This is a genomic window from Kineosporia mesophila, from assembly GCF_021129235.1.
GTDB classification, from domain to species: Bacteria; Actinomycetota; Actinomycetes; order Actinomycetales; family Kineosporiaceae; genus Kineosporia; species Kineosporia mesophila.
The window spans coordinates 39,886-65,788 of the sequence record NZ_JAJOMA010000024.1; the positions used below are offsets into that span (position 1 = coordinate 39,886).

General features: G+C 66.7%; 30 protein-coding genes. 24 read left to right on the top strand and 6 right to left on the bottom strand.

What is annotated here, in order from left to right; translation table 11 throughout:
- Nucleotides 1-2: 2 nt before the first annotated feature.
- The 3 genes from hglS to LR393_RS27280 form a co-directional block, all read right to left on the bottom strand.
- Nucleotides 3-1,472, bottom strand: coding sequence for a 2-oxoadipate dioxygenase/decarboxylase (hglS, locus tag LR393_RS27270; protein WP_231487750.1), 1,470 nt, complete (start codon nucleotides 1,470-1,472; stop codon nucleotides 3-5).
- A 36-nt stretch (nucleotides 1,473-1,508) separates the two neighbouring features.
- A complete protein-coding gene (amaB, locus tag LR393_RS27275) occupies nucleotides 1,509-3,041 on the bottom strand; it encodes an L-piperidine-6-carboxylate dehydrogenase (protein WP_231487751.1) in 1,533 nt (510 codons plus the stop codon).
- Nucleotides 3,042-3,120: 79 nt separating this feature from the next.
- Nucleotides 3,121-4,302 (bottom strand): NAD(P)/FAD-dependent oxidoreductase, encoded by a 1,182-nt coding sequence (locus tag LR393_RS27280; protein ID WP_231487752.1) that lies wholly within the window; start codon nucleotides 4,300-4,302, stop codon nucleotides 3,121-3,123.
- A gap of 151 nt (nucleotides 4,303-4,453) precedes the next feature.
- Between LR393_RS27280 and LR393_RS27285 the strand changes: the two genes are divergently transcribed.
- The 5 genes from LR393_RS27285 (at nucleotide 4,454) to LR393_RS27305 (ending at nucleotide 10,527) form a co-directional block, all read left to right on the top strand.
- On the top strand, nucleotides 4,454-7,027 hold the full coding sequence (locus LR393_RS27285) for a sensor domain-containing diguanylate cyclase (protein ID WP_231487753.1): 2,574 nt from the start codon (nucleotides 4,454-4,456) through the stop codon (nucleotides 7,025-7,027).
- Nucleotides 7,028-7,087: 60 nt separating this feature from the next.
- Nucleotides 7,088-7,843 carry an isocitrate lyase/PEP mutase family protein gene (locus LR393_RS27290; protein WP_231487754.1) on the top strand — a complete coding sequence of 252 codons (756 nt, stop codon included), beginning with the start codon at nucleotides 7,088-7,090 and terminating at the stop codon, nucleotides 7,841-7,843.
- A gap of 352 nt (nucleotides 7,844-8,195) precedes the next feature.
- A complete protein-coding gene (locus LR393_RS27295) occupies nucleotides 8,196-9,464 on the top strand; it encodes a DUF262 domain-containing protein (RefSeq protein WP_231487755.1) in 1,269 nt (422 codons plus the stop codon).
- Nucleotides 9,461-9,979, top strand: a complete 519-nt coding sequence (locus tag LR393_RS27300) for a HEPN domain-containing protein (protein WP_231487756.1) — start codon at nucleotides 9,461-9,463, stop codon at nucleotides 9,977-9,979. Before LR393_RS27295 ends, LR393_RS27300 begins: the two co-directional genes overlap by 4 nt.
- Nucleotides 9,980-10,005: 26 nt before the next feature.
- A complete protein-coding gene (locus LR393_RS27305; protein WP_231487757.1) occupies nucleotides 10,006-10,527 on the top strand; it encodes a hypothetical protein in 522 nt (173 codons plus the stop codon).
- Between the two features lie 677 nt (nucleotides 10,528-11,204).
- On the opposite strand, the gene LR393_RS27310 is transcribed toward LR393_RS27305, so the two are convergent.
- The 3 genes from LR393_RS27310 to LR393_RS27320 form a co-directional block, all read right to left on the bottom strand.
- Nucleotides 11,205-11,603, bottom strand: a complete 399-nt coding sequence (locus LR393_RS27310) for a hypothetical protein (protein WP_231487758.1) — start codon at nucleotides 11,601-11,603, stop codon at nucleotides 11,205-11,207.
- 52 nt (nucleotides 11,604-11,655) lie between these two features.
- Nucleotides 11,656-12,432, bottom strand: coding sequence for a hypothetical protein (locus LR393_RS27315; RefSeq protein ID WP_231487759.1), 777 nt, complete (start codon nucleotides 12,430-12,432; stop codon nucleotides 11,656-11,658).
- Nucleotides 12,433-12,612: 180 nt separating this feature from the next.
- The gene (locus LR393_RS27320) at nucleotides 12,613-12,957 is read right to left on the bottom strand and encodes a GntR family transcriptional regulator (protein ID WP_231487760.1); all 345 of its coding nucleotides are present in this window, start codon (nucleotides 12,955-12,957) and stop codon (nucleotides 12,613-12,615) included.
- Nucleotides 12,958-13,098: 141 nt separating this feature from the next.
- Here LR393_RS27320 and LR393_RS27325 point away from each other — a divergent pair, with 141 nt between their 5' ends.
- From LR393_RS27325 to LR393_RS27410, 19 genes are all read left to right on the top strand, one after another.
- Nucleotides 13,099-13,341: a DUF6284 family protein gene (locus LR393_RS27325; RefSeq protein WP_231487761.1), complete on the top strand. Its 243-nt coding sequence runs from the start codon at nucleotides 13,099-13,101 to the stop codon at nucleotides 13,339-13,341.
- Nucleotides 13,338-13,571, top strand: coding sequence for a hypothetical protein (locus LR393_RS27330; protein WP_231487762.1), 234 nt, complete (start codon nucleotides 13,338-13,340; stop codon nucleotides 13,569-13,571). Before LR393_RS27325 ends, LR393_RS27330 begins: the two co-directional genes overlap by 4 nt.
- Nucleotides 13,571-14,053 carry an RRQRL motif-containing zinc-binding protein gene (locus LR393_RS27335; protein WP_231487763.1) on the top strand — a complete coding sequence of 161 codons (483 nt, stop codon included), beginning with the start codon at nucleotides 13,571-13,573 and terminating at the stop codon, nucleotides 14,051-14,053. The genes LR393_RS27330 and LR393_RS27335 overlap by 1 nt, the downstream gene beginning before the upstream one ends.
- A 2-nt stretch (nucleotides 14,054-14,055) precedes the next feature.
- The gene (locus LR393_RS27340) at nucleotides 14,056-15,096 is read left to right on the top strand and encodes an NUDIX domain-containing protein (protein WP_231487764.1); all 1,041 of its coding nucleotides are present in this window, start codon (nucleotides 14,056-14,058) and stop codon (nucleotides 15,094-15,096) included.
- A gap of 86 nt (nucleotides 15,097-15,182) precedes the next feature.
- Nucleotides 15,183-15,638, top strand: a complete 456-nt coding sequence (locus tag LR393_RS27345) for a transcriptional regulator (protein ID WP_407937364.1) — start codon at nucleotides 15,183-15,185, stop codon at nucleotides 15,636-15,638.
- A 91-nt stretch (nucleotides 15,639-15,729) separates the two neighbouring features.
- The gene (locus tag LR393_RS27350) at nucleotides 15,730-15,999 is read left to right on the top strand and encodes a hypothetical protein (RefSeq protein WP_231487766.1); all 270 of its coding nucleotides are present in this window, start codon (nucleotides 15,730-15,732) and stop codon (nucleotides 15,997-15,999) included.
- Between the two features lie 75 nt (nucleotides 16,000-16,074).
- Nucleotides 16,075-16,269 (top strand): hypothetical protein, encoded by a 195-nt coding sequence (locus tag LR393_RS27355; protein ID WP_231487767.1) that lies wholly within the window; start codon nucleotides 16,075-16,077, stop codon nucleotides 16,267-16,269.
- Between the two features lie 85 nt (nucleotides 16,270-16,354).
- Complete coding sequence (locus LR393_RS35815) at nucleotides 16,355-16,486, top strand: hypothetical protein (protein WP_269327976.1); 132 nt, start codon at nucleotides 16,355-16,357, stop codon at nucleotides 16,484-16,486.
- A 43-nt stretch (nucleotides 16,487-16,529) separates the two neighbouring features.
- Nucleotides 16,530-16,706: a hypothetical protein gene (locus tag LR393_RS27360; RefSeq protein ID WP_231487768.1), complete on the top strand. Its 177-nt coding sequence runs from the start codon at nucleotides 16,530-16,532 to the stop codon at nucleotides 16,704-16,706.
- A gap of 177 nt (nucleotides 16,707-16,883) precedes the next feature.
- Nucleotides 16,884-18,155: a DUF2637 domain-containing protein gene (locus LR393_RS27365; RefSeq protein ID WP_231487769.1), complete on the top strand. Its 1,272-nt coding sequence runs from the start codon at nucleotides 16,884-16,886 to the stop codon at nucleotides 18,153-18,155.
- A 49-nt stretch (nucleotides 18,156-18,204) separates the two neighbouring features.
- Complete coding sequence (locus tag LR393_RS27370; protein WP_231487770.1) at nucleotides 18,205-19,056, top strand: hypothetical protein; 852 nt, start codon at nucleotides 18,205-18,207, stop codon at nucleotides 19,054-19,056.
- 67 nt (nucleotides 19,057-19,123) lie between these two features.
- Nucleotides 19,124-21,631 (top strand): FtsK/SpoIIIE domain-containing protein, encoded by a 2,508-nt coding sequence (locus tag LR393_RS27375; RefSeq protein ID WP_231487771.1) that lies wholly within the window; start codon nucleotides 19,124-19,126, stop codon nucleotides 21,629-21,631.
- Nucleotides 21,632-21,803: 172 nt separating this feature from the next.
- Nucleotides 21,804-22,049: a DnaJ-like cysteine-rich domain-containing protein gene (locus tag LR393_RS27380; RefSeq protein WP_231487772.1), complete on the top strand. Its 246-nt coding sequence runs from the start codon at nucleotides 21,804-21,806 to the stop codon at nucleotides 22,047-22,049.
- Nucleotides 22,050-22,300: 251 nt separating this feature from the next.
- On the top strand, nucleotides 22,301-22,519 hold the full coding sequence (locus LR393_RS27385) for a hypothetical protein (RefSeq protein ID WP_231487773.1): 219 nt from the start codon (nucleotides 22,301-22,303) through the stop codon (nucleotides 22,517-22,519).
- Between the two features lie 3 nt (nucleotides 22,520-22,522).
- Nucleotides 22,523-22,924: a hypothetical protein gene (locus LR393_RS27390; protein WP_231487774.1), complete on the top strand. Its 402-nt coding sequence runs from the start codon at nucleotides 22,523-22,525 to the stop codon at nucleotides 22,922-22,924.
- Entirely contained in the window at nucleotides 22,924-23,655 is a 732-nt protein-coding gene (locus LR393_RS27395) for a DUF2493 domain-containing protein (RefSeq protein WP_231487775.1), read from the top strand. Before LR393_RS27390 ends, LR393_RS27395 begins: the two co-directional genes overlap by 1 nt.
- 71 nt (nucleotides 23,656-23,726) lie before the next feature.
- On the top strand, nucleotides 23,727-24,068 hold the full coding sequence (locus LR393_RS27400) for a single stranded DNA-binding domain-containing protein (RefSeq protein WP_231487776.1): 342 nt from the start codon (nucleotides 23,727-23,729) through the stop codon (nucleotides 24,066-24,068).
- The gene (locus LR393_RS27405; RefSeq protein ID WP_231487777.1) at nucleotides 24,065-24,748 is read left to right on the top strand and encodes a DNA cytosine methyltransferase; all 684 of its coding nucleotides are present in this window, start codon (nucleotides 24,065-24,067) and stop codon (nucleotides 24,746-24,748) included. The genes LR393_RS27400 and LR393_RS27405 overlap by 4 nt, the downstream gene beginning before the upstream one ends.
- Nucleotides 24,738-25,880 carry a bifunctional DNA primase/polymerase gene (locus LR393_RS27410; RefSeq protein WP_231487778.1) on the top strand — a complete coding sequence of 381 codons (1,143 nt, stop codon included), beginning with the start codon at nucleotides 24,738-24,740 and terminating at the stop codon, nucleotides 25,878-25,880. The genes LR393_RS27405 and LR393_RS27410 overlap by 11 nt, the downstream gene beginning before the upstream one ends.
- The last annotated feature ends 23 nt before the right edge of the window (nucleotides 25,881-25,903 follow it).

Here is a 25,903-nt window from a genome sequence, read left to right on the forward strand (position 1 = left end):
TGTCAGGCCAGGTGTGCCGGGAGTTGTGGGAGTGTCAGCTCGCGGATGCTCGAAGGGTTCAGCCCCAGGGTCTTGACGGCTTTCACCAGACTCTCACGGGACTGCCGTTCGTACAGCGCCTCCCCGGAATGCACCGGCCGGTCCAGGGCTCGCGAGATCCAGGCGGCGTCGCGTACGGTACCGGCCTGCTCCGCGTCGATCGTTCCCGCGCCCGTCAGGTTCGAGCTGAAGATGCCTGCGGCAGAGCGGGGCAGGAAGTCCTCGTAGACGATCGGCGTCGCGATCAGTGCCCCCGATCGCACCAGGTCAAGAGCCGAAATTGCGGTCCCCTCAACCCTCCGGGCCCGGGGGGTGCCCCCAGCCTGAACGCTTGCGTCCACGGGGTTGCCGGGAGCGAAGCGGAAGTACCCCAGATCCTGGGCGAGCAGGCTCTCCTCGGTCGCGGGCATCCCTGCCCGCCAGACGCTCTCGGTGACCTGAGCGCGTTCACCGTGATGTTCGTCCCTCATTTTCTGGTGGATCTGCGTGTCGAAACTCTCGATCAGATCCCGTCCGGCGGGGGTCAGGGCGATCGCCCGCTGCTCCACCTCGCCGAAACGCACCCGCAGAGTGCCGGCTCGCACCGAACCGTCTTCGAAACGCATCGGCCGGGCCTCGTCGAGCGCCCGGAACGAGGTCTGGCGCAGGAGGACGTCCGGGCCGCCCCAGCGCGGCGGGCCCTGGATCGACGGGATCATGGTGACGCCCAGGGTGGTCATCCGGCGGTAGAGCTCGTCGATGTCGAGCACCCGCGGTGTGAGGTGATTGACATGGGTGGTGGTGACGCCGCCGATGTCCGCGGCCACGCTCGAGACCCGCTCCAGGCGGCGGTACCAGGCGACCTCGACCGGCTCGGGGGAGAGCTCGAAGGCCGAGGCCGCCAGCTTCAGGAACCGCTCGGCCTGCTCGGTGGGCAACTCGCCCTCGGTGGCCAGGGCGTCGGCCAGCGGCATCAGCTCCGGCGGGAACAGCTGCCGCCGGGCCAGGAACGCCGTCAGCTCCTGCTGGAGCCCGGGGTCGAAGAACCGCGGGTCGTCGGGCACCAGCACCGATGTGAACACCCGGAACGGGTTGAACTCCAGCTCGTCCGGATCGATCGGGCGGAAGGCCGTGGAGACCACCGGCACCGGGTCGGGCGCGGCCTCGCGCAGGTCGTAGAAACCGACGGGATACATGCCCATCGCTGCGAAGATGCGCCCCACCTGATGGAGCTCGTCCGGCGTGCCGACCCGGATCGCCCCGTGCCGTTCGGCCGTGACCCGTTCCACACCGCCCAGCTTCAGCGCACCCGCCCCCCGCGCGGCAATCACGTCGCGGTTGACCTGCTGCGACACCTCGACCAGCGTGGCGTAGAGCGGCACCTCCTCGCCGTAGATCCGGGCCAGCCGGATCGCGAAGGCGGCTCGTACCTGGGCCGAGGTCATCGTGCGCATGCCGGTCCTCTCATAGTTCAACCTTCAACGAAATCATTAGACGCTGAAGTCCACCCCCTGCGCCAGCGGCAGTTCGCCCGAGTAGTTGACGGTGTTGGTGGCTCGCCGCATGTAGGCCCGCCAGGCGTCCGAGCCCGACTCCCGCCCACCGCCGGTCTCCTTCTCGCCGCCGAACGCCCCACCGATCTCCGCCCCCGACGTGCCGATGTTCACGTTGACGATGCCGCAGTCCGAGCCCTCGGCCGAGGTGAACAGCTCGGCCTCGGCCACCTCGCGGGTGAATACTGACGACGAGAGACCCTGCGGCACGGCGTTGTTCATCGCGATCGCGTCGGCGAAGTCGTCGTAGGGCAGCAGGTAGAGGATGGGCGCGAAGGTCTCGGCGTACACGATCGGGGTCTGCTCCGGCAGGCGCACCAGCGCCGGACGCCGGTAATGGGCTTCCGGGGCCTGGTTCTCGAGTTCCCGGGTGCCGCCGGCAATCACTGTTCCACCCTGTTCCTGGGCTTCCTGAAGGGCTTTCGACATGGCGGAGCTTGAGGACGCGTCGATCAGCGGGCCGACCAGGGTCCCGTCGGTCGTCGGGTCGCCGACCCGAAGCCGTTCGTAGACCGCCGCCAGCCGGTCCGTGAGCTCGTCGATGATGCTGTGGTGAGCGATCACCCGGCGCATCGTGGTGCAGCGCTGCCCGGCGGTACCGGCGGCGGAGAAGACGATTCCGCGCACGGCCAGGTCGAGATCGGCCGAGGGAGTGATCACCGCGGCGTTGTTGCCGCCCAGTTCCAGCAGGCTGCGCCCGAACCGCTGGGCCACCCGCGGCCCCACCTCGCGGCCCATCCGGGTCGAGCCGGTGGCGCTGACCAGGGCGACGTCGGGATGCCCGGCCAGCTGCTCACCGAGCTCACCGTCGCCGAGCACCAGCTGGGCGACGTATTCCGGATGGCCGTGCTCCACCAGGGCCTGGCGCAGCAACGCATTCGCGGCCAGCGCGGTGAACGGCGTCTTCTCGGAGGGCTTCCAGATCACCGTGTCACCACAGACCAGGGCCAGCGCGGTGTTCCACGACCAGACCGCCACCGGGAAGTTGAACGCGCTGATCACCCCGACCACGCCCAGCGGGTGCCAGGTCTCGCTCAGCCGGTGCCCGGGTCGCTCCGAGGTCATGGTGTGCCCGTACAGCTGCCGCGACAGGCCCACCGCGAAGTCGCAGACATCAATCATCTCCTGCACCTCGCCGAGCGCCTCCGAAGTGATCTTGCCTGCCTCCAGGCTCACCAGCGTGGCCAGATCGCTCTTGTGCCCGGTCAGCAACGCGCCGAGCCGCTTGACCACGGCACCCCGCGCCGGCGCCGGAACCCGCCGCCACTCAAGGAAAGCCGCCCGCGAACGGGCAACGGCGTCCTCAATTTCGGGGCTCCATTCCACCCCACCCATCGGCAACCCGTTGACCGGCGAGAACACCGGCCGCGACCCACTGAGCGCGCCAGGCTGCACCCCGCAGCGCTCGGCCGCGGTGCGGGCCCGCAGGGTCAGAACCTCGGCTCCGGGAATGCTTGCGCTGGTAGCCATGTCGCTCTCCCTCGGTCGTCTACGTACCTACCTACTTCGTTCGTGGTCAGGCAAAATGTCCCCGGAGTTCTAGAACTCCTCAGATCACGTTGTGCTCGGGGCGTAGTCGCTCATTCGTGAAACGCTCTGCCGAAAGGCCACTCACGTCAATGGACGGGGTCACGCCGAGGTAGAGGTCGCGCATCACCTCACCCGCCGCCGGGCCCATCAGGAAGCCGTGCCCGGAGAAACCGGTGCAGTAGAGAAAGCGGGACAGGCCGGGAGCCTCACCGATCAGGGCGTTGTGGTCGGGCGTCATCTCGTAGAGCCCGGCCCAGCCCCGCCGGATGCCCACCGATCCCAGGCCGGGCACCCGCGCGGCCATCGCCGAGGCCAGGTCGTCGAGCCAGTCCTGCGTCGGGCTCTGGTCGAAGCCCCAGGTGTCCTCCTTCTCCGTGCCGCCGAGCAGCAGCCCGGGCCCCTCCCGGTGGAAGTAGAACGAGGTGCCGAAGTCGATGGTGAAGGGAAGATCCGGCGGAAGGCCGGCAATCGCGGTGGTGACGGCGATCTGGCGGCGCAGCGGACGCACCGGCAGGTCCACGCCGGCCCAGTCGGCGATGCGGCCCGACCAGGCTCCGGCGGCACAGATCACGGTGTTCGTGCGGATCCGCCCGGCCGGGCTGAGCACGGCCTGGATCTCGCCGTCCTCGGTGAAGATCCCCGTCGCCGGTGTGCCGGTGAGGATCGTGACGCCGAGTTTCCGGGCCGCGCCGGTGTATCCGGCCACAACCGACTCCGGCGTGCAGTGCCCGGCGTCGGGGGAGAAGAGCGCACCCCGCAGGCCTTCGGTGCTGATCGGAGGGGAGAGGCGCCGGGCCTCCTCGACGTCGATCATCCGGCTGGGCACGCCGAGCGCGTTCTGCAGTTCCAGCCCGGCCTCGAACGCGGCCAGGTCGGCCTCGTTGTCGAGAAGGAAGAGGTAGCCGCTGATGTCGAGGTCGATGTCCCGGCCGAAGTCCTGCCCGAACCGCCGCAGGGTCTCCAGCCCCCGTAGCCCGAGCCGGATGTTGACCTCGTCGGAGAACAGGGCCCGCACCCCGCCGGCCGCCTTGCCGGTGGAACCGCTGCCCAGCTGACCGCTCTCGAGCAGAACCACGTTCTCCACCCCGGCCGCGGCGAGGTGATAGGCCGTGCTCAGCCCCATCACCCCGCCCCCGATCACGACCACATCGGCCTGGGCGGGGGGAACGGGACGCGGCGCGCGGGACGTCGTGGTGGCCATGCGCAATGGTACGAAAAGCGTCAATGGGTGCTTCACTCTGCGTGGCCCGGGCCTGATCCGACCGGGTGAGTCGCCCGCGAGCGCTCAGGCCCGCCCCGCCCGCCCCCGATTCCTCACGGAACGACGACGACAGGGAATCCAGGGGGATGCGGTGCCGACGCTGGCCGTTCGCTCCCTGACCCTGATGGCGACCGCCGTGACGTCCGCCGTCCTGGGCTGGGCCGGGCTCAACCTGCTCTACGACCCGGCGGCGGGGGCACCGGTCTGGTGGCCCCTGGCCGGGTTCGGCGCGGTGATCCTGGTCTTCGGCTCCCGACCGCTGTGGCCCTGGATGGTGGGTGGCCTCGCGGCCGGGTCGACGCCGATCGTGCTGCTCTACGAGCTGAACACGGTCAACGTCGCCGGGCTGATCGCGGGACTGTGCGAGACCCTGATGATCGCCCTGCTGCTGCGGCGCACACGCCCTCGCAGCGCCCTGGACGAGTCGCTGATGGACACGGTGCGCGTGCTCGCCTGCGTTCTCGCCGGAAGCGCCGTCGCGTCGGTGGTGTTCGCCGTGATCGGGTCGAGCGGAGACCGGACGATCATGAGCCTGTGGTCCGAGTTCGCCCGTAATCACCTGCTCGGCCTGATGGTCGTCTCACCCTGCCTGGCGGTGAGCGTCAGTCGCGACGAACTGCTCGTGCTGCTGCGCAACCGGCGGGCGAACCTGGAATGGCTGGCTCAGATTGTGGTGACGATGATCGCCGCGTCGCTGGTGTTCCTCACCCATCAGCACCTGGTCGGCGCGACGATCCTGGTGCTCCCGCTGCTCTGGTGCGCGCTGCGTCTCGGTCCGCTGCGGACGATGGCCGCCCTGGTGCTGGTCGTCTCGGCGGCCGGGATCGGTGCGGGCCACGGCCCGGAGCAGATCGCGGCGCGGGAATCGGGGACGGAAGGGTTCATGGCTCTCCAGCTGTCCCTGGGAGTGCTGTGCCTGACCGCGATGGTGACCTCCATGGCCGGGCGCCTGCGGGAACGGACGATGCAGCTGGTGCACGAGCGCACAGGGGACCTGAACAAGGCCGAGCGGATCGCGGGGATCGGATCGGCCCGCTGGAACCCCACGACCGGCCGCACCGTCTGGAGCGAAGGGCTGCACCTGCTGCTCGGCACCGATCCGCACAAGGCGCGGCCGAGCCCCGAGGAGTACCTGACCCACATCCATCCCGACGACCTGGAACGAGTCACCGCCGACGTCGGGGCCCTGGCGGAACGGGGCGAGGCCTCGACCCTGGAGTACCGGATCGTGCGGACCGACGACGAGGTGCGCGACGTGGTGCTGCGCTCGCTGGCCGAACGCCGGCCCGGCGGGACGGTGAGTGACGTGTTCACCATCGTTCAGGACGTCACCCAGGCCCGGGCGGCCGCCGCCGAGCTGAAACGGGTGCACGACGAACTGACCGCCGTGCTGGACGCAGTCACCGGCACGGCGATCATGGGGACGAGCGGGCCGCACGGCATCATCTCGTTCTTCAACGTCGGCGCGGAGAACCTGTTCGGCTACCGCGCCGACGAGGTGATCGGCACGATGAACGCCTGGGACGTGCACGCCCCCGACGATCTGGAGCGCCGGGACGAGAGCGGTTCCGATCAGCGGGAACTGATCGCTGAAACGCTCGCGCGGGACGGCACCTACAGCGGGCAGCACACCTTCCTGCGTCAGGACGGATCCACTTTCCCCGGGCATCTCACGATCACCATCCAGCTCCTGTCCGACGGCACGCCCAGGGGTTTCATCGGGGCGATCACCGACCTGACCTCGGTCCTGAGCGCCCGGGAGAACCTGGCCGAGAGCGAGAACCGGTTCCGGCTGGCCTTCGACACCTCACCGATGGGCATGGCGATCGTCTCGCTGTCGACCGCCGATCCTGGTCGCTTCCTGCGGGTCAACGAGGCCCTGTGCGAATTCGCGGGGGTGAGCGCGGAGTACATGCTCGCGGCCGGCATCGGTGACTTCCTGGGCGACGACGAGCACTGGGAGGAGTCGATGACGAACCTGGCCGACATGATGACCGGCCGCCGCGACGCCCTGGTCGTCGAGCGCCGCCTGCGCCGCCCCGCCGGGGGCCATCAATGGGGCCGTCTGTCGATGTCGGCCGTGCGCCCCGACGGTGACCGTGACGCGTACCTGATCGTGCTGGTCGAAGACATCACCGCCCGCAAGGAACTCACCGAGCAGCTCCAGCACGAGGCCGCCCACGACTCCCTGACCGGCCTGCCGAACCGTCTGCATCTGCATCGTCAGCTGGACCGGGAGCTCCGGGAACGCCGAAAGGGTTACGTGGCGATGCTCTATCTGGACCTGGACGGGTTCAAGGCGGTGAACGACTCCCAGGGCCACGGGGCCGGCGACGAGCTGCTGGTGCAGGTGGCCGACCGGATCGCGGCCTCGGTGCGCTCGAGTGACGTGGTCGCCCGGCTGGGTGGTGACGAGTTCGCCGTGCTCTGCGCGGGCGTGCCCGACATCGAGACCGCCATGCGCATCGGCCGCAGCGTGCTCGCCTCCATCTCCCGGGAGTTCGACCTCAGCCGGACCCGGGCCCGCGTCGGCGCGAGCATCGGCGTGGCCGTCGCCACCGACGGGGACACCGGCCCCGAACTGCTGCACGCGGCCGACCAGGCGATGTACGAGGCCAAACGGGCGGGTAAGGGCACGGTGCTGTTCAACGAGCGGGCCCGGTGATCCTTGCCGGTTCGGCGTGTTCGACGCGCGACGCCGGGATGGAGGGGGCACGGTGTGCGCATGAAGGACTCACTTGCCGCCCGCGCCGAGACGCTGGGCACCCTGCACGCCCGTCGCCCCCTGGTACTCCCCACCGTGTGGGACGCCTGGTCGGCCCGAACCGCGGTGGCCGCCGGGTTCGAGGCGCTCACCATCGGCAGTCACCCCCTCGCCGACTCCCGCGGCGCGTCCGACCAGGAGGGGCAGACCTTCGCCGAGGTCATCGACGCGGTCCGCCCGATCATCGCCGCCGTCGGCGTCCCGGTCTCGGTCGATCTGGAGTCCGGCTACGGCCAGAGCCCCGAAGCCCTCATCGAGGGCCTGCTCGACGCCGGTGGCGTGGGCCTGAACATCGAGGACACCGTGCACTCCGAGGGTGGGCGCGTGCGCACCACCCAGGAGCACGCCGACTACATCGCCGGCCTGCGCGCGGCCGCCGACAAGGCCGGCGTCAACGTGTGGATCAACGGCCGCACCGACCTGTTCGCCCACGCCGCCGACCACGCCGCGGTGGCCGACGAGGCGATCGTGCGTCTGAAGGCACTCGTCGAGGCCGGCGCCGACAGCGTCTACCCGGTGAAGATCCAGGACAACGACGAGCTGCTCACCGCTGTTGTGCAAGCCATTTCGGTGCCGGTCAACTCCACGGCCCACCCGGTCAAGCACGACCTGGCCCGCTTCGCCCGCCTCGGCGTCGGGCGCATCACCTACGGCCCGCTGCTGCAGTCGGCCCTGACCGACTCGATGAAGGCCATGATCGGCCCCTGGCGAGGCTGACCGTCATCGGGGAGGATCCGTGCGTCGTATCCGCACGGATCTTCCCCGGTCTGGGTTTGGGGCCCCAAACGACGAAAGGGACCCTCGCGGGATCCCTCTTGTCAGTGAAGCTCCCCCCACTGGACTTGAACCAGTAACCCTGCGAGACACCGTCGATGTTGGTGGATGGCTGTGGAGGCTTATCGTATGAGCCCTGACCTCAGCGCCTTGGCTCCGTCTAGTAGATCGGCCCGTGGTCGTTTGCGGTCGATCGTCGTTGAATCGCGTGCATTAATCGTGCGTGCTGGCGTAGACACGCACCCCAACTCCCATAGTGTCGCCGTAAGGCCGATCACCTGGCTACAGTTGCCGTGTGAGCGACTACAGCGACGACACAGACTCTGATACAGAACCAGGTGTTTTAGAGGCGGAGGCAGCGCAGGGATCTGACGACGAGAAGGTTTACGATCCCGAAGCGGGAGAAGTAGATGAAGACCCCATTTCTGCTCAAGAGGCGCTGAGATATTTTGGTGCAGACTTCGATGTTGACGGGTTAATTAGGCGCCTCAATAATGGCAATTTTGTTATACCAAACTTTGATCCTGCCGTGGAGACCTCGGAAGGAGTGGCCGGTTTCCAGCGTAAATTTGTATGGACGAAAAAGCAAATGGATCGATTTATTGAATCCATTCTTTTAGGGTATCCAGTGCCAGGCATTTTCCTGGTCGAACGTCCCGATAGAACTTATCTCGTGCTTGATGGCCAACAGCGATTGCGCACGCTTCAGCTATTCTATTCTGGTCGCTATTGGCAAGGAGAACAGGAGCGAGTTTTTCGCCTCGCCGCGGTCGGTGAAAAGTTCAAAAGGCTAACCTACGATGGCCTAGGCGCCACAGAAAAAAATCTTTTCAGCAACACGTTCATTCAAGCAACTGTCGTCGTGCCGAAAAACCACAATATGGCAGGCGTCTATGCATTGTTTGAGAGGATTAACAGTGGCGGTACCAATCTCCAAAGCCATGAAATCCGAGTGGCCCTGTACAGTGGTGTTGTTATCAATGAGATTAGAGAGCTTAACCACTCGCCGGATTGGCGTGAGCTGTTCTCGCCTAAACCGCATAGTCGATTGAAAGATAATGAGCTAATTCTCCGACACTTTGCGCTACGGCCAATTGCTGAACGGCTATCAAAGTTTGGGTGGGACGAAGAAGCCGCTAAAAGCGAGTTCCTCCTGGAGAACGGCAAGGATACTGCCATTCCTCCCAATTTCTATCGGCCACCAATGGCGACGTTCTTAAATTCTTATCTAGCTCAGCATGTGGAACTGGATGAGGAAGTGCGTTCGGCGGCGAACTACTTCGGTCTCACTTGTAATTTAATTGTTCAACAGATTGGCCCGCGAGCACTCAAGATTCGCGGCGGCTCGCAGGTAAATGCAGCGCATACAGATGCGTTACTCACGGCTATATCGCTCAATATGGAGCGGGGGACGCTTATAGCCATTGATGACATTGGCGCAGCGTATAGCAGCCTTCTGGAAGACGACGATTATAAGAAGGCAATCTCGGATAGTACTTCCCATAAGGATATGGTCCTACAGCGACTCAAAGTTGCCTACCTGGCTTTTAGCGATGCGCAATGACCGCTGATACCAGCGCCACGGCTCCGCCGAATACGCGGCAGGATGCACGAGAGCGGGTGGATCTACTTTACGAAAACTTGACTGATAGTTTTGCCGATTTTCAGCAGAATTTGTCAATCACACCGCCCTCTATCCAGGCCGACATGCATCTCTACCTCTGTATCCGCATGGCAGGGTTTCTGGAACAGCTTGTATTTCTGACTATTTCGGGATATATGCGCGAACTACTCGGAGGACACGCGCGAAATTTTTACGGTTCCTGGTTCTGGAAAGCACCTAATCTTACCCCCGAGCAATTCAAGGGATTAATAAAAAGATTTGATGATCCCTGGAAGACGGAGTTTCAAAACTTTTTGTCTGATGGCCTACGGACCTCGACGCTCAAAAACCTACTAGAGATACGCAATAAGGTGGCGCATGGGCAGAGTTACACAGGAGGTCGAGGGCAGCTCACCAGTTATATGGAGCTTGTGAGTGACATAAAAGACTGGATGTACGCACGTTTCGTAGATTAACAATCCGTCTGTGGATGAGATAGGAAATGTCTGATAGTGAAAACATCCATCTATCGGAAATAGGCCGCCTGGCGATTCTTGCCGGTTCCATCGAACGACACATGGCGGATTTGACGGCTCTTCTAGTCTCTCCCGATTCTAGCGAGGTCGGCTATACCGTAGTGAAACGTCAGCAGTTTTCAGGTCTGGCCCAACTTGCTAATCAGGTTTTAATCAATCGTCTGAAGAATCCAGACTCGCGATATTTCGACTTGCTGGATCCTATTTCGAAATGGATAACTGACGCCAGGAAGGTCATGCAGTGGCGTAATCAACTTCTTCATGCCACGTGGATGTTTTACCCTATCTCATCGCAGGCGTTAATACTGCGCCGTGGCGGCGAAACTGAAGATATTTCAATAGAAAAGATCCGCGGCTATGTCGCAATCGCAGAAAAAGTTGACTTGCGGGGTGGAAAGCTTTGGGAAGAATTCCTTGATCGCTGTGGCCACCTTGATGCACTAATCGAAGCCACGAAAAGAATTGACCCAGATTGGTTCGGCGAGTGAGGGGTACAGGTTAGCGCCAGATTCTATACAGCAATCATGCTCAAGCTTCCAGGACCTTGGGTCAGCTATTGCTGCAAGATCAATGGGGTGCGGATGTCGTGCGTGGCCACTGGACGCGAGGCAGCGCTTATGATGTGTGGCCCCACTAACAGCCCCCTCCGGATCAGAGGCCGCCACCGTACTTGCTGGCCGGGAGCACGGTAGCTGCTGGCACCTATAACATCATCGCTAGATGATGTTATAGGTGCCACGCTCAGCGCTGTATGAGTCGAGAGATATTCGTTTCGGAGGCTCCGACTTTGTCTATATCCTGGGAGTAATGGCCCGAGACCCCCAGGACGATGAACTAGCCGTTTTCGCAGCTGAACGTCATTTCGGTGTCGCTTGTCACCAATGCTTGGCGTGCCGGGCGCGAGTTCACGCTCATGATGTGCGGCGCCCCGACGCACTCGCCGACTAAGAGGTCGATTCTCGTGGCCGGGCGGACACGACTTGGGCCTAAGGCACCCTGCGCTCCAGTCTGGTAGCAATACAAGGGGCAACAGGGGTAGCGAAAAGCGGCAGTTCAAGCCGTCGGCGTGCGTTGGTCTGTGTGAGGCTGCCGGAGAATGCATACCTAGATCATCTTCCAGATTCTCCCTGGGCCCCGAACCGAGTCGCGGACCCTCGTACGGTAGCTATCGCTGCGCTGCCAGCGATCGCAGGTTGTCCAAATACTCCTGACCCGCCGTTTCCGCTGAGTATCGTTCATTGACAACCGTGGCCAAGTCACGGCTCACCATGAGCAAGGAGGGGAGCGACTTCCTCTCGCCAATCAGAGCATGCTGTCCGTACGCGACAGCTGAATCCAAGTCGCCCTGTCGAGCCGCAGCCACGCCAAGAGTGATGCGGGCTTCGGAAATTCGCATTGGCGAGCGTTCTGTCCCATCAAAATCGGTTCCCGCCCGAATCACTTCATGGGCAAGCGATTCCGCTAGCGCGTCTTCACCGAGTGTTCGATAGCAATCCATGGCATAAAAATCAAACTTTGCCGGATCGACCACAAAGTGGTTATCGAGGTTTTCGGGATGATCCATTCTCTCTAACAACTTACGACCCTTGTCTAGGGCAACCTCCGTTTGCCGGCGATCACCGATACGAGCCCTTGGCTTCCTGCCCGAAGAGCTGGACAGCCACGCTTTGGTCAGCCGCAATTTCACCGCCAGCCTTGGCCGCCGCAACCACACCTCGATAGTCCCCACTGGTTAGGGCCGCCCAGGCACGCATTTCGTAGGCCCACCCAGAGATATGAGCGTTGCCCGATTCGGCTCCAAGGGAAAGCGCCGATTTACGGGTTGCCTCCGAGACTCGCCGGTCCCCCAGATCGTATTCAACGCATCCGATAAGCAAGGCTAGCCAGCCGGCCAAGGTCAAAACCTCGCGATGCTGCGTCAAGGTAAGACGCTGGGTTTGGAGAGCGGCGACACGATTCAGCCAGTTCCGCCCCTCCATTAGAAGTTGTTCCGCTGGCAGGTAGGCGTACTCGGAACACAGCCGGTCAACCGTTATCCGGAGGGCATCGAGGGTGGCATTGTCGACATCGGAACGCTGCATCCGATTGACAATTTCCAGAGTCTCCATGCCACTAACCGAGGCAACTTCCGCATTTCCGTTGCGATGACCCGCGAGAGGAAAAAGTGCACGCGTGACGGTTCCGAAGGTCGACGCAATAAGAGCCTGATAGCGCTCACCAGGAATTGTCTCTCCCGCCTCCCACCTCTTCCATTGCCTAAGCAGACTGGCATCATCCGGTAGTTCCCGATCCGAATGAAGTCGCATTGCATTTATAGCGGCCTGCTGAGACCACCCGCGAATGTTGCGCTCGACGGTAATTCGCTGTGCCCAGTGCGGTCGATTGTCACTCACGTATCGTCCCCTTCTTTGGCAATGCGAGCGAGGTATCCATCGTGTCGAGCATGGGTGACTAGCGACAGTGACAACCTGCCTGTCACCACTTGTCACCTACGTGTCCAGAAAGTGTCACTGCCCGGAACGTGTGCTTTCAGTGCACTGTTCTCATCATGTTCCCGGCACAACGTAAGCGAGCTAGTCCCGGCCTTCGAGGGCCTGAAGTCGCGAAGAAAGGTGTTGGTAGTCCTCTCGCAACGATCGAACTTCTTCCGCAAGGGCCGTAAGCGCGTCCCCCCCAGCTTCTGGCCGTTTCCGTGTGACGAAACTTCCTCGGTTAGGCGTTGTTTCGATCACGCCCTCCTCGCGAAGCAAGCGCAAAGCGTTCTGCACCGTCATCTGCGCCACAGCGAACCGATTGGCAAGCGCCCGGATAGACGGCAGTCGCTCTCCCGCCGGCAGGACGTTGCTGGCCACGTCCTTACGTAGCTCATCGGCGACCTGAACGTAGGGCGGGCGCGGGTCATTGGCAGCCAGGCTCATACACCAAGTCTACATGTCAGCGCAAGCTAATACGACCTCTTGCAACCTAGAGCGTACTAGTGCATGCTAGTTCACATCAGCCGGTCACGGGGCGTGCGAAGTCCGCCGCTTCCGCCATCACCACCAACGACGGAGGAACCGATGCATATTAAGGACGGTCCAACCGCACAGGAGCTGCAACGGATCGAGGCTCAAGCGCCCCTGACCGCTGCTGAGCTGCGCGTAGTCGACGCTGAGATCGCTATCGCCCGAATTGACGACATGGCAACGGAATTCGGCCGCTGCCTGCTGCGTCGTGCGGAAGCGGAGAAGGCGGAAGCCCTTCGTGAGGTGCGTGCACTCACGAACTCGTCTGCTCCTGCCTTTCTGGGAGATGCGGCGTGAGCGCCCGGACGTCGGGTGAGCGTGCTGCCGTTGCTGTGCTGCTGCTGGTGAGTGTTGGCTCGATCACGGGTGCTGCTGTCCATCGTGGCGGGGCTGATGAGTCGGTTCCGCCGGCGGATCAGTGGCGGGTGGTTCAGGTGCACTGTGAGAACGAGCGGATCCAGCACGGGGTGGATCGGGGTCGCGCGGATGGCCTGCTGCTGGCGCATGACACCGGGGTGGCGTGCTGATGTCGGCCCGGGAGATCGGCGCCGATGCTGCCGAGGCGCTGGCGCGCACGGTGGCCGGGATCGGTGGCCCGGTCGGGGTGACCCTCGATCACCGGGCGATGCCGATCGGGTCGGGTGAGTGGGTGACCTACCGCTACGGTCTCGCGCCGGCCGGTCTGGCCACGATGCGTCAGCTTTCGGCGATGGGCCTGCGGCCGGGCGGTCATCAGCCGGTGGCCGCGTTGGCCCGGCCCCGGGGTCGGTGGGTGGCCTACCTGTACGACGTGTCCACGGCGAAGGCGAAGCGGCCGATGACGCGGGCCAAGCGTCGGGCCCTGGCCGCGGCGAACCGGGCACAGCGCATCTGCCCCACCTGCGAGAGGGACGCCGGGTACCGGATCCCGTCCCGGCTGGGTGAGTGCGTGGACTGCCACTTCGGCCCGGCCGACGACATCACCAACGAAAACACCAACGTGATCGAGCGATTCGGAAAGGTGGCCTGACCATGTGCAAGGGCGACGGCAAGGGATTCTGCGAGGGGCGGAGCCAGTACAGCGACGCCGAGTGGCAGGCCGAGGGCGACATTCTCCCGCGCCTGGCCACACTGTGGTCGGCTCTGCACGAGGCGCAGAGCCTGCCGGGCTGGGACCCGGCCAAGGTCATCACCGCGGACTGCGGTTACCGCGGGATCCACATCCACCTCAACGGGGACGAGGACCTGGGCTACCGGCTAGCCGCCCGGCTGCTGCCGACCGCGTTGTGCCGCACGCAGCGCACCCACACCGAGCAGGAGCACTCCGCCCCGGACGAGATCGTGTCCGTCCTCAACTGGTACGGCATGTACGCCGGTCAGGCCCTGAACGTGACCTCTTCATGGCGCACTCCGCTGGTCGAGCGTGACCTCACGGCCGATGAACTGGCCGTCGGCGTGGCCGAAGGGTGGGCCGACCCGGAGAACGACCCGGCCGACATCGACTGGCCGACCCGGCAAGCGAACGCTCTGATCCCGTTCACCGTGGTCGCCGGCCGCCCGTGCATCCCGGGTGCCTCGACCGGTATTCACCGGGGCCGTAACGAGATGGGTCGCTGGGGTGAGTCCGCGATGGCCGATGCGCTGGTCACGGCCGACCTGGGCGACGGGCAACGGTGGCTGCTGCTGATCTGGCGCGGCGACGGTCACGGGTGGGCCGTGCCCGGTGGCGGTATCGAGGCCGGCGAGACGCCGGTGCAGGCCGCATCCCGGGAACTGGCCGAAGAGACCGGGCTGGGTCTGCCGGCCGATGCGTTCACTCCGTTCGCGCCCCGGCTGGTGCCGGACCCGCGGGCCAGTGACGAGGCCTGGGCGGTCACCGTGATCTCGCGGACCCACCTGAACCTGAACGGTCTGGGCCACGGGCTGCCGGAGGTGACGGGCTCGGACGACGCCCGCCGGGCGGAGTGGATCCGCGCCAACTCCTACGCCGACATGGTCACTGACCTGCGCGCACGGTTCGCCGGGGCCGTGTTCCCCGCCCACGTCGAGTTCCTGAGCGACTTCCTGCAGTAGCCGCACCTGCCGGGCTGACCGCCTCCTACAGCTCCCAGCCCGGCAGGGCACCCCACCCACCAGCAATCCAGAGGAAGGGCACCCCCATCATGACCGATCCCGCCACCTTCGCCGCGCTGTTCTGCGCCCTGTACGCCGCCCATCAGGTCGGTGACCACTGGGTCCAGAGCGACCACGACGCCGCCACCAAGGGCAAGCCCGGCCGCGCCGGACACACCGCCTGCGCCAACCACGTCTTCTGGCTCACCCTCACCAAGGCCATGGCCGTTCTGGCCGTCGTGCAGGTGACGGGCCTGAGCCTCACCCTGCCGGCCGTCGCCCTGGGCATGGCCGTGGACGCGGCATCGCACTACTGGGCCGACCGCCGACACACCCTGGCCGCCCTGGCCGACCTGATCCCGGGCAAGAGCAAGTTCTACCGCTTGGGAGCACCCCGCCCCGGCCACGACGACAACCCGACGATTGGCACCGGCGCCTACGCCCTGGACCAGTCCTGGCACATCGGCTGGCTTTTCATCGCCGCACTCCTCATGTCCCTCTGAGCAGAAGGAGACCCGTCATGGCTTTCGGGAAGAAGACCAAGACCACGCCGCGCGGATGTGGCCGCTGCCGGTGCACCCATCAGGGCGGACTGTGCCTCAGCTGCAACTGCGCGTGCCGCCCGAGCAACCCGGCGGTGTGCCCGTGCTGCGGCGCGGACGACCGCAAGCTCGGGGGCCGGCGCTGATGGCCAAGGAAACGTTCCGCGCCCTGCTGGAGTGCCGCCACGTGATCATCGTCGACACCGACCTCCCGATGCAGTTCTGGTGCCCGACCTGCAAGCAGACGCGCGATGTCCTGATCAACAGTCAGGTCAAGAGCGATCACCCGATCCACCGCCTCCCGCGCCGATTTGGCCGCTAGACCTCACCCCCCAACCGCCCCCCGATCAGCACCCGATCAGCACTGCCCGCCCCCAACGCATCACGGAGGAAGCACATGGCCGACATCTGGATCAACGGAAAGCGCGTCGATGACACCGGCGACGAGGACGAGAACGCCGACATCACCGTGAAAGGAACCGGTTTCACCACCGTTCTGCGGGGTGTCAGCGGCACGGTGACCATCAACGGCACGTCCGACAAGTTCTCCACCACTGTCCGCACCAGCGGCAAGAAGCGCCGCCGCTCCTGACGCCAGCTCCGCCCGCGGGTGTGCAACCACCCCGGACCGGAGAACCACAGAAATAGCCACTCTCACAACCGAAATGGAGACCAGCATGGGTATCAACTGCTCCGCTTGCCCGGACGTGCAGTTCAACAACCACTCCGGCGCCGAGGCCACGCACCTCGCGAATGTCCACAACCAGGTGCAGCACAACTCCAGTAACGGCCCGGCTCAGGGCAGGTAACCAGCACGCAGCCAGCCCATTTCAACTGAAAGCGAGCCCCGTTATGGACAATCCCGATGCTCAGGCCGCGAGCTACGCCATCCTCAAGTCCGCCGAGCGGTCAGGCAACCTGGACAAAATCCTTGCCACCTTCAGCCCGGCCGAGCTGGCCGAGGTTCGCGGGAACGTCACCGAGCACCTGAAGCGCCAGGGCAAGACCTGGGGCGCCAAGTGGACGTAGCTCCGCCCGCGTCACCGGCCTCGGTCGGCTGAACAGCAGGGTGGCCGGTCAGGTGTGCAACCACCTGACCGGCCGGGTGCTCCGCCACTCTCACAGCAACAGGGCCCGCTCAGCCTACGGCACAGACCCCGGTCCGCACCGTCCCCTCAACCGCACGATGTAAGGGAAGGACTGATCATGGAGAACGCCACGCAGGACGCGGGTTCCGAGGCCGCGGCGACGCTGGCCCGGCAGGCTCAGCGGCTGGGGGTGTGGGCGCGGATCGTGCTGGTGCCGGTCGCGGTCATCGGCGCGGTCCTGTCGTACCAGAGCCTGTACACGGCGGCGGAGCCGACGTTCGGGTCGTTCCTGGCGGCGGGGTTCCCGCTGCTGGTCGACCTGCTGATCCTGGGTGCCTCGCTGCAATACGTGGCCGGCGCGAAGATCGGCCGGCCGATGAACGGCTGGCGCCTGACCGCGCACTGCGGCGTGGCCGGGACGCTGGTCTTGAACGCCCTGGCCGCGGCCGAGCTGGGTGAGGTGCCCTGGCACATCACGGCGCCGGCGGTGTGGGCGGTACTGGTCGAGCTGACCGGTAAGCAGGTTCTCGGGCAGTGGAAGGCCGCCCACGGCCAGGGCACGGGCATTGCGTCGGCGCTGTGGCTGTCGGCGCCGATCGAGTCGGCCCGGACCCGGCTGCTGATGGCCCGTACCGGCGTGGCCGATGCGACGCAGGCCCGCATCGGCGTGGGAACGGCTGCGGCGGCTCGGGAGGCGTTGTCCCTGTCTCTGCCGCGTAAGGCGAACGCCCGCAAGGACGCCCGCCGGGTGCGGCGCGTCGTGAACCGGCAGCTACGCGCCGGCAGTCTTGCTCCTGCCGCGGTGCTGGTCGCCGTCGGCTGGAACGAGGCTGACCAGAACGGTGACCTGACCCCGGACACCATCCTGCGCGCCGTGGTCCAGAACATCCTTCACCCGGCCCCGACCCTGCTGGTCGGTGGCGAGCCGGGCACCAGCGTGCAGGAGCCAGACGGTCCGGACGAGGCCGAGTCCCGCACCGAGCACGCGGTGATCCTGAACGAGCTGCGCGAGCGTCACCCCGACTGGCCGACCGAGACCGTGACCGATGTGGCCGGCGCCCTGGCCCCGGGCGGTGTCCTGCCGACCCCTGCCCCTCGCGCCATCACGGCCGTTGCGGACGCGGCGCCCGAGAGCGGTCCCGAGGCCCTGGCCGACACCGAGCCGCAGGACACCCCGGCCACCCCGGCGCCGACGGTCAAGCCGAGCGTGTCCCGGCGTCCGGGGCGCACGACGAGCACGCGGGACAAGGTCCTGGGCCTGCGGGAGAAGCACCCGGATTGGACGGTCGCGAAGATCGCCAAGCAGGTGGGCGTTTCGGACCGCACGACTCGCCGCTACCTGAACGGCGACGGCGCGAGCGAGAGCCCGGCGCAGAGCCCGGCCGCCTGAACCCCGTCGGTCCGGTCAGCGAATCACACACTCAGGGAAGGGGAACGTGATGGCATTCAAGTTCAAGGCGCTGCGGTTGCCGTTCGTGCGGATCAGTGACGGCAAGTCCGGCCGCACCGTGACGTGGCATGTGGGTGGCTGGTCGTACAACAGCCGGACCGGCAAGCAGTCGGTGAAGCTGGGTAAGAACGCGCGGTGGGAGTCGAAAACGCGCGCGCAGAAGACGAAGAATGGCCGGTACACAGCTAAGCAGGTTGAGCAGATGGCGGCCAAGGAGCGCCGGGACGCCGAGCGCACGGCGCAGCGGCAGGAGTGGCGCCGGAAGATCGCGGCCGGAGAGGTCGAGGGGCTGAAGGTCCCGGCAGATGTCCGTGCCCGACCCGGTCGTAACGGCTCCGGCGCCCGGAAAACGACAGGGCAGAAGGGTAAGCGCGCCGGCGCGTCGCACATTGTCCACAAGGCAAAACCGGTCGATCCCCAGAACTGGGCGGTGAAGGCCACGGCTCACCGGCGGGAGCGGGCTGAGCTTCGGGCTCAGCTAAAGGCCCGGCAGCAGCAGGAGGAGATCCGGGCAATCCAGCAGTGGCGGGCGAGCGGCCTCAGTGCAACCGAGATTGACGAGCGGCATGCCCAATTACGAAGCGGTCTAGAAACGTTCGCGGCGCTCGAAGAGCTACGGCTCATGCGCATGCAGGAGCAGGAGTCATCAGCGCAGGCCACCGAACAGGCCGCCCCGCAGACCGACCAGCAGACCACAGCGCCGAAGGATCAGGCCCGCGGGGGCATGTGCGGGGCGCCGACCCAGGACGGGACGCCCTGCCGCAACGCCAAGGGCGGGTGCCCGCACCACAAGAACGGCGCCGCCCGATCGACCGCGCAACGCGCCCGACGCCGGTCCTGACCGGCATTCCCGGCCCCCCGGCAGTTCTCAGCAGCTTCGGATGGATGACCAAGAAGGAGTGAGCATCATGGCGAACATCCTGCCGTTCGGCCGCCGTCCCGACCCGGACGAGCGCCCCAACACGAGCGCGACCCGGGCCGGCACCGCGGGCGACGAGCCGCAGAACGATGGCGCTCTGGCCATGTCCCCGTACGCGATGCCGGACGCCGACCCGGACGCCGACCTGGCTGACCGGGCCGGTGCCGATGACGTGACACCGGTTGCCGAGGCGGACACGATTGCGGGGCCGAGCTGGGGTTCCCCGGCCCCCGCCGCGGACATGATGGCGGATGAGGCGGTCCGGGAGCTGCTGGCGCTGTACCGGCAGATGCAGGAACAGGGCATGCCTCTGACCGGCATGCCCCGCGCCGGTAAAGAGATGCGGGCTCACGACCTGACCGGCGCTGCGTTGGAGCCGTACCCGGACATGTCGCAGGACATGTCCGGTGAAGGGCCACAGGAGATGTCCGGTGAGCTGGTCGTGCCGGTGCTGGAACCGGACAGGATTTTCGGCCCGGACGGCGCCGAAGATCTGCGCCCGATCGTTCCGGCGTGGCTGGCCTCGGGGGAGGGCCGCAAGGCGGTCGCCGGCTGGTGGTTCCACGTGCAGTGGCACCGGGCAAAGTTTCACGGGATCCGGATCCCGACGTACGTGGCACGGATCGCGTGGCGGGCTCCGCGGGGGGTCTGGCGGATCACCTCGGGCCTGACACGGTGGGCGCTGGACACCCGCGCCGATGCCCTGGAGCAGGCGTTGGCCTCGGGGACGAAGATGGACACGGCCACCTTCATCCAGTTGCGGGAGAACCGCTCGATCCGGGTCCGCGCCCGGCTGGCGACCGTCGCCGCGGGCACCGTGGTCTCGGCCGTGGGCGGTGCGGTCGCGGTGTCGCAGTTGCCGACCGGGGGCGGGACGCTGGCCGCCGCGGGCGCGGTGGCGGCGCTGGCGTGGGTGGGCTCGGACCAGGACCGGCCCCTGATCGGGGCGGCGATGGCCGCCTCGGGCCGGTACCGGGAGCTGACCGACGCGATCGTGATGCGGGCGCTGAAGGCCGCTGGTCTGGGTGGTTCGGTGGCCAAGGTCGACAAGAACGGTAACGAGATCGAGGAGGACACCCGCCCGACCCTGGCTCAGCCGATCGCCCGGTCGGCGAACGGTCGCGGCTACGAGGTGGTGGTGGATCTGCCGTACGGCAAGACCGCCGGCGATGCTGCCGCCGCGGTGGACAAGATCGCATCCGGCCTGGATGTGGACACCGCGCAGGTCTTCCCCGAACCGGTCGCCGGGAAGTCTCGGCGGGTGTCCCTGTACGTGGCCGATGAAGACCCGATGCTGCTGCCGCCGCACCGCTCCCCGCTGGCCCGCCTGCCGAAAGCCTCCGTGTGGGAGGCAAACCCGCTGGCCCGCACGCCCCTGAGTGCTGCGGTGAAGGCCACGCTGATGTTCAATTCGTTCCTGGTCGGGGCGCTGCCGCGCTCGGGCAAGTCGTTCGCGGCCAAGTGCCTGGTCGCGCCGGCGGTCCTGGATCCGCACTGTGACCTGACGGTGCTGGACTGCGGTGGTGGCCGTGACTGGCTGCCCACGCAGGAGATCGCGGTGGACTACGTGGCCGGGGACGAGGAGGAAGACCTCCTGCGGATCGTGGCGATCCTGAACCGGATCCGGGACGAGGCCCGGGAGCGGCTGGCGAAGTTCCGGAAGATGTCCGCGGCGGAGATGCCCGAGGACAAGCTGACCCGGGCGCTGGCCGCGGACGGGATGCGCCCGCACGCCATCGTCGTGGATGAGCTGCAAAACCTGCTGCGCGCGAACAACAAAGAGATCCGCAAGGCCGCGCTCGAAGTGCTGGTGTGGCTGGCCAAGACGGCCCCCAAAGCGGGGTACATCCTGATCCTGATCACCCAGCGCCCGGCCGCGGACGTCATCCCCTCCGACCTTCGGGACATCATGAGCGTCCGGATCGCGCTGCGGACCAAGACCCGTCAGGGCTCGGACGCCATTCTCGGATCGGACATCTCAGCCACCGGGTACCGCACGGACCGCTTCCTTGAGAGCCACAAGGGCGCCGCGGTCATCGGCGGGATCAGCACCGGCAAGGGTGGAGACCTTCAGGTCGCCCGTACCGACCTGCTGATGCCGGCCGAGTTCGCCCGGGCCTGCGCGGTCGGCCGCAAGCGCCGCGAGGACGCTGACACCCTGCGCGGCGCCGCGATCGGCGATGCCGCCCCGGTGGAGATCACCATCACGGTCCTGCAAGACGTGGCCGCCATCTGGCCCGGCGATGAGGCCAAGGTCCACGCGTACGTGATCCTGGCCCGCCTCAAGGACATTCACCCCGACCGCTACGCCGGCATGGCCGACGAGGCGGCCCTGACCCGGGCCCTCAAGCCCTACAACATCACCTCCGGACAGGTCTCCCGCGGCGGCGTCAACCGCAACGGCTACAAGCTCAGCGAGATCCGCGCCGCCGTCCGAGCCCGCAAGGCCGCCACCCACGATGACGAGACCAGCGACCCCACCGACACCGACGACTAACCCAATCCATCACCGAACGTAACAACCAAGCGCAAGGCCCAAGCCTCGGTCCTAGGGGTCAGCACCCTCTAGGGCTAGAGGCACCCCTAGACGCGCCCCCATGCCCTGACCTGGCCCCTAGATCCTAGACCTGACCTGCACAAATAGCCGTAGATCCCACTGAGGAGGCGTTATGAGCCCCGCTCTACTCCTAGCCCTGGCCACCACCGTCGTCACGCTGGGTTACATGGTGGCGTGTCGGATCTGGCCCTACGCCGCGTGCGTGACCTGCGACGGAGCGGGCCGACATCGCTCCCCGTCCGGCAAGGCGTGGCGCACCTGCCGGCGCTGCCGGGGCACCGGAGCCCGCCTGCGCGTCGGGCGCTGGCTCTGGGACCTCGCCCGCCGCGAATTCGGCCGCACCCGCGACCCGCGCTGAACATCCCGACCCAACAGGAGAAAACGATGTGTGAAGAGTGCGGCAGCATCCCGACCGCTCAACAGTGCGGGAAACCCGATGAAGAGTGGGAAATCCTCGGCGACATCGCGCGCGGTCTGACTCCGCGCTACTCGTGCCCCGAGTCGATTCCCTGCCCCCGCCACGACCGTCCCGAGACCACGTCGAAGAGCTGACACCCACCCCGGCGCCCAACGCTCGATCCCTGGCAACGACTTTCGGAAGGAACGCTCGTGATCATCGCCGCTGAGAAAGACCTGTGGTTCGTACGCCAGCACCTCACCGTGAAGATCCTGCTGGCTGCCCTGGTCCTGACCGTGCTCGGTCTGGGTTGCACCGCCCGGGCCGTCTGGTTCCTGGCCACCCGGCAGAGCACCGTAACTGCCAAGGTCGCCCTGGCCCTGGCCATGATCGCCGTGCTCGCGCACGCTCTCGTCGTGCAGGGGAGCTGACCCATGAGCATCCAGACCGCCCGCTGCTGGGTTCTGCGCGCCAGGAACGACGAGGTCCCCGATATCGGCACCGAGTTCTTCGACGCTCATTACGGCGACCCGATCCGGGCTTTCAAGGGGCGGGCCGAGCTGATCGAGGGCCACGGCATCCAGGCCCTGACCGGCGTGCACGTGAGTCTGCTGCCGCACCGGTGCGTGTTCCTGACCTGCGACCGCTGCGGAGCCAACTTGGAGGACCTTGATAGCGGTTTCGGGCTGCACTTCCTCCTGCGGCGCGAGCTGATCCGTGAGGCGATCGAGCAGGTATGGGTCACGGACGGGGAGCTGTGGCGGTGCGACGTCTGCCACGCCGGGCACCCGAGTGTCGGGTTCGTCGTGCCCGTGCCGGTCGAGGTGGGTGCCTGATGGGCGCGCCGAGGGCGGGAGCGGGGGATGCTCACCTCACGCCGGATGAGGAGCTGATCGCGTGCGTCGGCGGACTGATGGACGGGCAGTGGTTCACCGCCGCGGACTGGGCCGCCCGCCAGCAGACCGCTGCCTACATGCTGGCCCGGGAACAGGGCCAGGGCGCCAGCACGATCTACGAGCCCACCCGCGAGCGGCGCCGGCACCGCACCGACCCGCGACCGGGCATCGTCTGGGTACCGCAGCGCACCGAGGCCGCGCCGGCGCCGGTCCGGGAGCCACTGGTCCCGATCTCGTCGGTACCTGCGGCGCCACCAATGCCCATGGCGCCGGGCATCGAGGTGTTCCGCCTGCTGCTGACCGGTTCTCGCCGGTGGAACGACGTCGCCACGATCACCCGCCGGCTGGACGGGGTCCTGGCGCGGCACCCGGGCCTGATCATCCGGCACGGCGCATGCCCCGCCGGGGCCGACGCGATCGCCGAGACCTGGGCACGAGCCAACGGGGTCCCGACCGATCCATGGCCGACCGACTGGCGGGGCCTGGGACGTGCGGCCGGTCCGGTGCGGAACCGGGCCATGGTCGAGGCCGGCGCCGACGGATGCATGGCGTTCATCCTCGATTCCAGCCGCGGCGCGAGCCGGTGTGCCGACATGGCCGACGCCGCCGGCATCCCGATCTTCCGCGAACGCCGCACCAGCCGCGGGCATCTCGCCGCGCAAGCCGCATAAACCGGCCCGCCTGATCCGGTCGCGACACCGGCCCGGCCGACTCCGAAACCACTACCTGCAAGGGGGACACCATGATCCGCAAGAGCAACCCGAACACGGCCACCAAGGGCGCCACGGTCGCCACCGTGGCCGCTATGAGCCTCACGGCTCGCATCGCTGAGGTGAGGATCCTGCACACCTGTAACCGGCACCCGTACGGCCTGCTGCGGCTGGAGACCGTGGACGGTCAGGCCCTTCCGGGGTCGGCGATGATCTTCCCGGGGGAATGGGTGACGTTCCGGCGCCTGGTCACGGTCGGAGCAACGGTGGTGCTGGCCGGGCAGGTCTGCCAGCCCGATCCGGGCCGCCCGCCGGTGCTGTACGTCACCAGCGTGATCGGGCAGGACGTCACGGCCGTGGGGGATGCGGCGTGAAGGGGGCCAGCGGGGGTCTGCGTCTGGTGGATCTGTGCTGCTGCCAGGGCGGTGCCTCGCGGGGGTATGCCGAGGCCGGGTTCACGGTGCAGGGCGTCGACATCACGCCGCAACCGCGCTACCCCTACCCGTTTCACCAGGGAGACGCGATCACGTTTATCGCCGAGCACGGGCACGAGTTCAATGCGATCGCGGCGTCTTTCCCGTGCCAGGCCTACACCGCGTGCTGGCAGATTCAGCGCAACGAGCACCCCGACCTGATCGACGTTGGCCGGGAAGCCCTGAACGCGACGGGCCTGCCATGGGTCATGGAGAACGTGCCCGGGGCCCCACTGCGGGACCCGGTCGAGTTGTGCATGTGCATGTTCACCACTGATCCGGGCACGTATCGGCCGCGCTGGTTTGAGACCGGGGGCGGCTTCACCCTGCCGCGCATGGAGCACCGCCCGCACACCAAGCGGCACACCAAGATGGGCCGCCCGCCGCGCCCGGACGAGGTGATGCACGTGGTCGGGAACTTCTCCGGTGTGGCCGCCGCACGCTTGGCCATGGGCATCGACTGGATGACCAGAGACGGCCTGCGCGAGGCCATCCCGCCCGCCTACACGCACTGGATCGGCACCCACCTGCACGCCACACTCACCCCCACCATGACCGGAGGTGCCCGTCATGCCGCGTAACCCCTCCGTGCTGCCCGCCGCACTCCACGCCGCCGGGCGGGGCTGGCCGGTGTTCCCGCTGATCCCGGGCAAGAAGTTCCCGGTGATCCGCTCCGCCCACCCTGCCGACGTCGGGTCGGCAAACGGCGACGTTTGCCGGGGCGAGTGCGGCCGGGAGGGACACGGCCTGTACGACGCCAGCACCGACCCGAACGTGATCGGCGCGTGGTGGCGTCGGTGGCCGCGCGCGAACTACGGCATCAACTGCGGCGGAGCCGATCTGGTGGTCGTCGACCTGGACACCGGCAAGGGCACCCCGCCAGCGCAGGTGCTACCCGACCAGCACACGAGCGAGGTGACCCCGGCCGGGATCCTGGACGGAGCCGACGTGCTGACCTGGGCCGCTGAACGGGCCGGGGCGGTGATCGAGTGGGGCGACACCCTGACCGTGGCCACCCCCTCCGGTGGGACACACCTGTACTACGCCGCCCCCGAAGGGGTCGAGGTGCGGTCCTCCACCGGGCACACCGGCACCGGCGAACGGACCCGGATCACGGGGCTTGGGTGGTCGGTCGACGTGCGCGCCGTCGGCGGGTACGTGGTCGGGCCGGGTTCACGGATCAGAGCATCGACGGACGGCTACGCCGCGATCATCAAGGGCGCTGTCGCGCCAACCCCGCCCTGGCTCCTGCACCTGCTGCACGCCATCGCGGCCCCCGAACGATCGGGCGGACCTGAGGCCATGCCATCCCGCGGTGCAACGCCCGCCAGGGCCCGGTCTGCGGGCTCACCGAGCATCGGGGCCGGGTACGCCGATGCCGCCTTGACCGGGGAGCTGGAGAACATCGCCGCATCCGTGGCCGGCGCAGCCGGCGGCAGCGGCCGCAACGCCACGCTCAACCGGGCGGCGTACAAGCTCGCCCGACACGTCGAAGCCGGGCACCTCAGCCGCGAGGCCGTCACAGCACACCTGCTGGCCGCCGGATGCGGCGTAGGCCTCTCGGAGCGCGAGGCGTCCGCAGCGATCGCCTCAGGCCTGTCTCAAGGCCGCGCACGCACCCATCCCGCCCACATCGTCCACGCCGCGCACGCTCGCACGCCAGGACGCACCCGACCCCGACCGCTGGCGATCGAACGCCCGCAGCACTCCTGAGCATTCGCACCACTTGAAGGAGG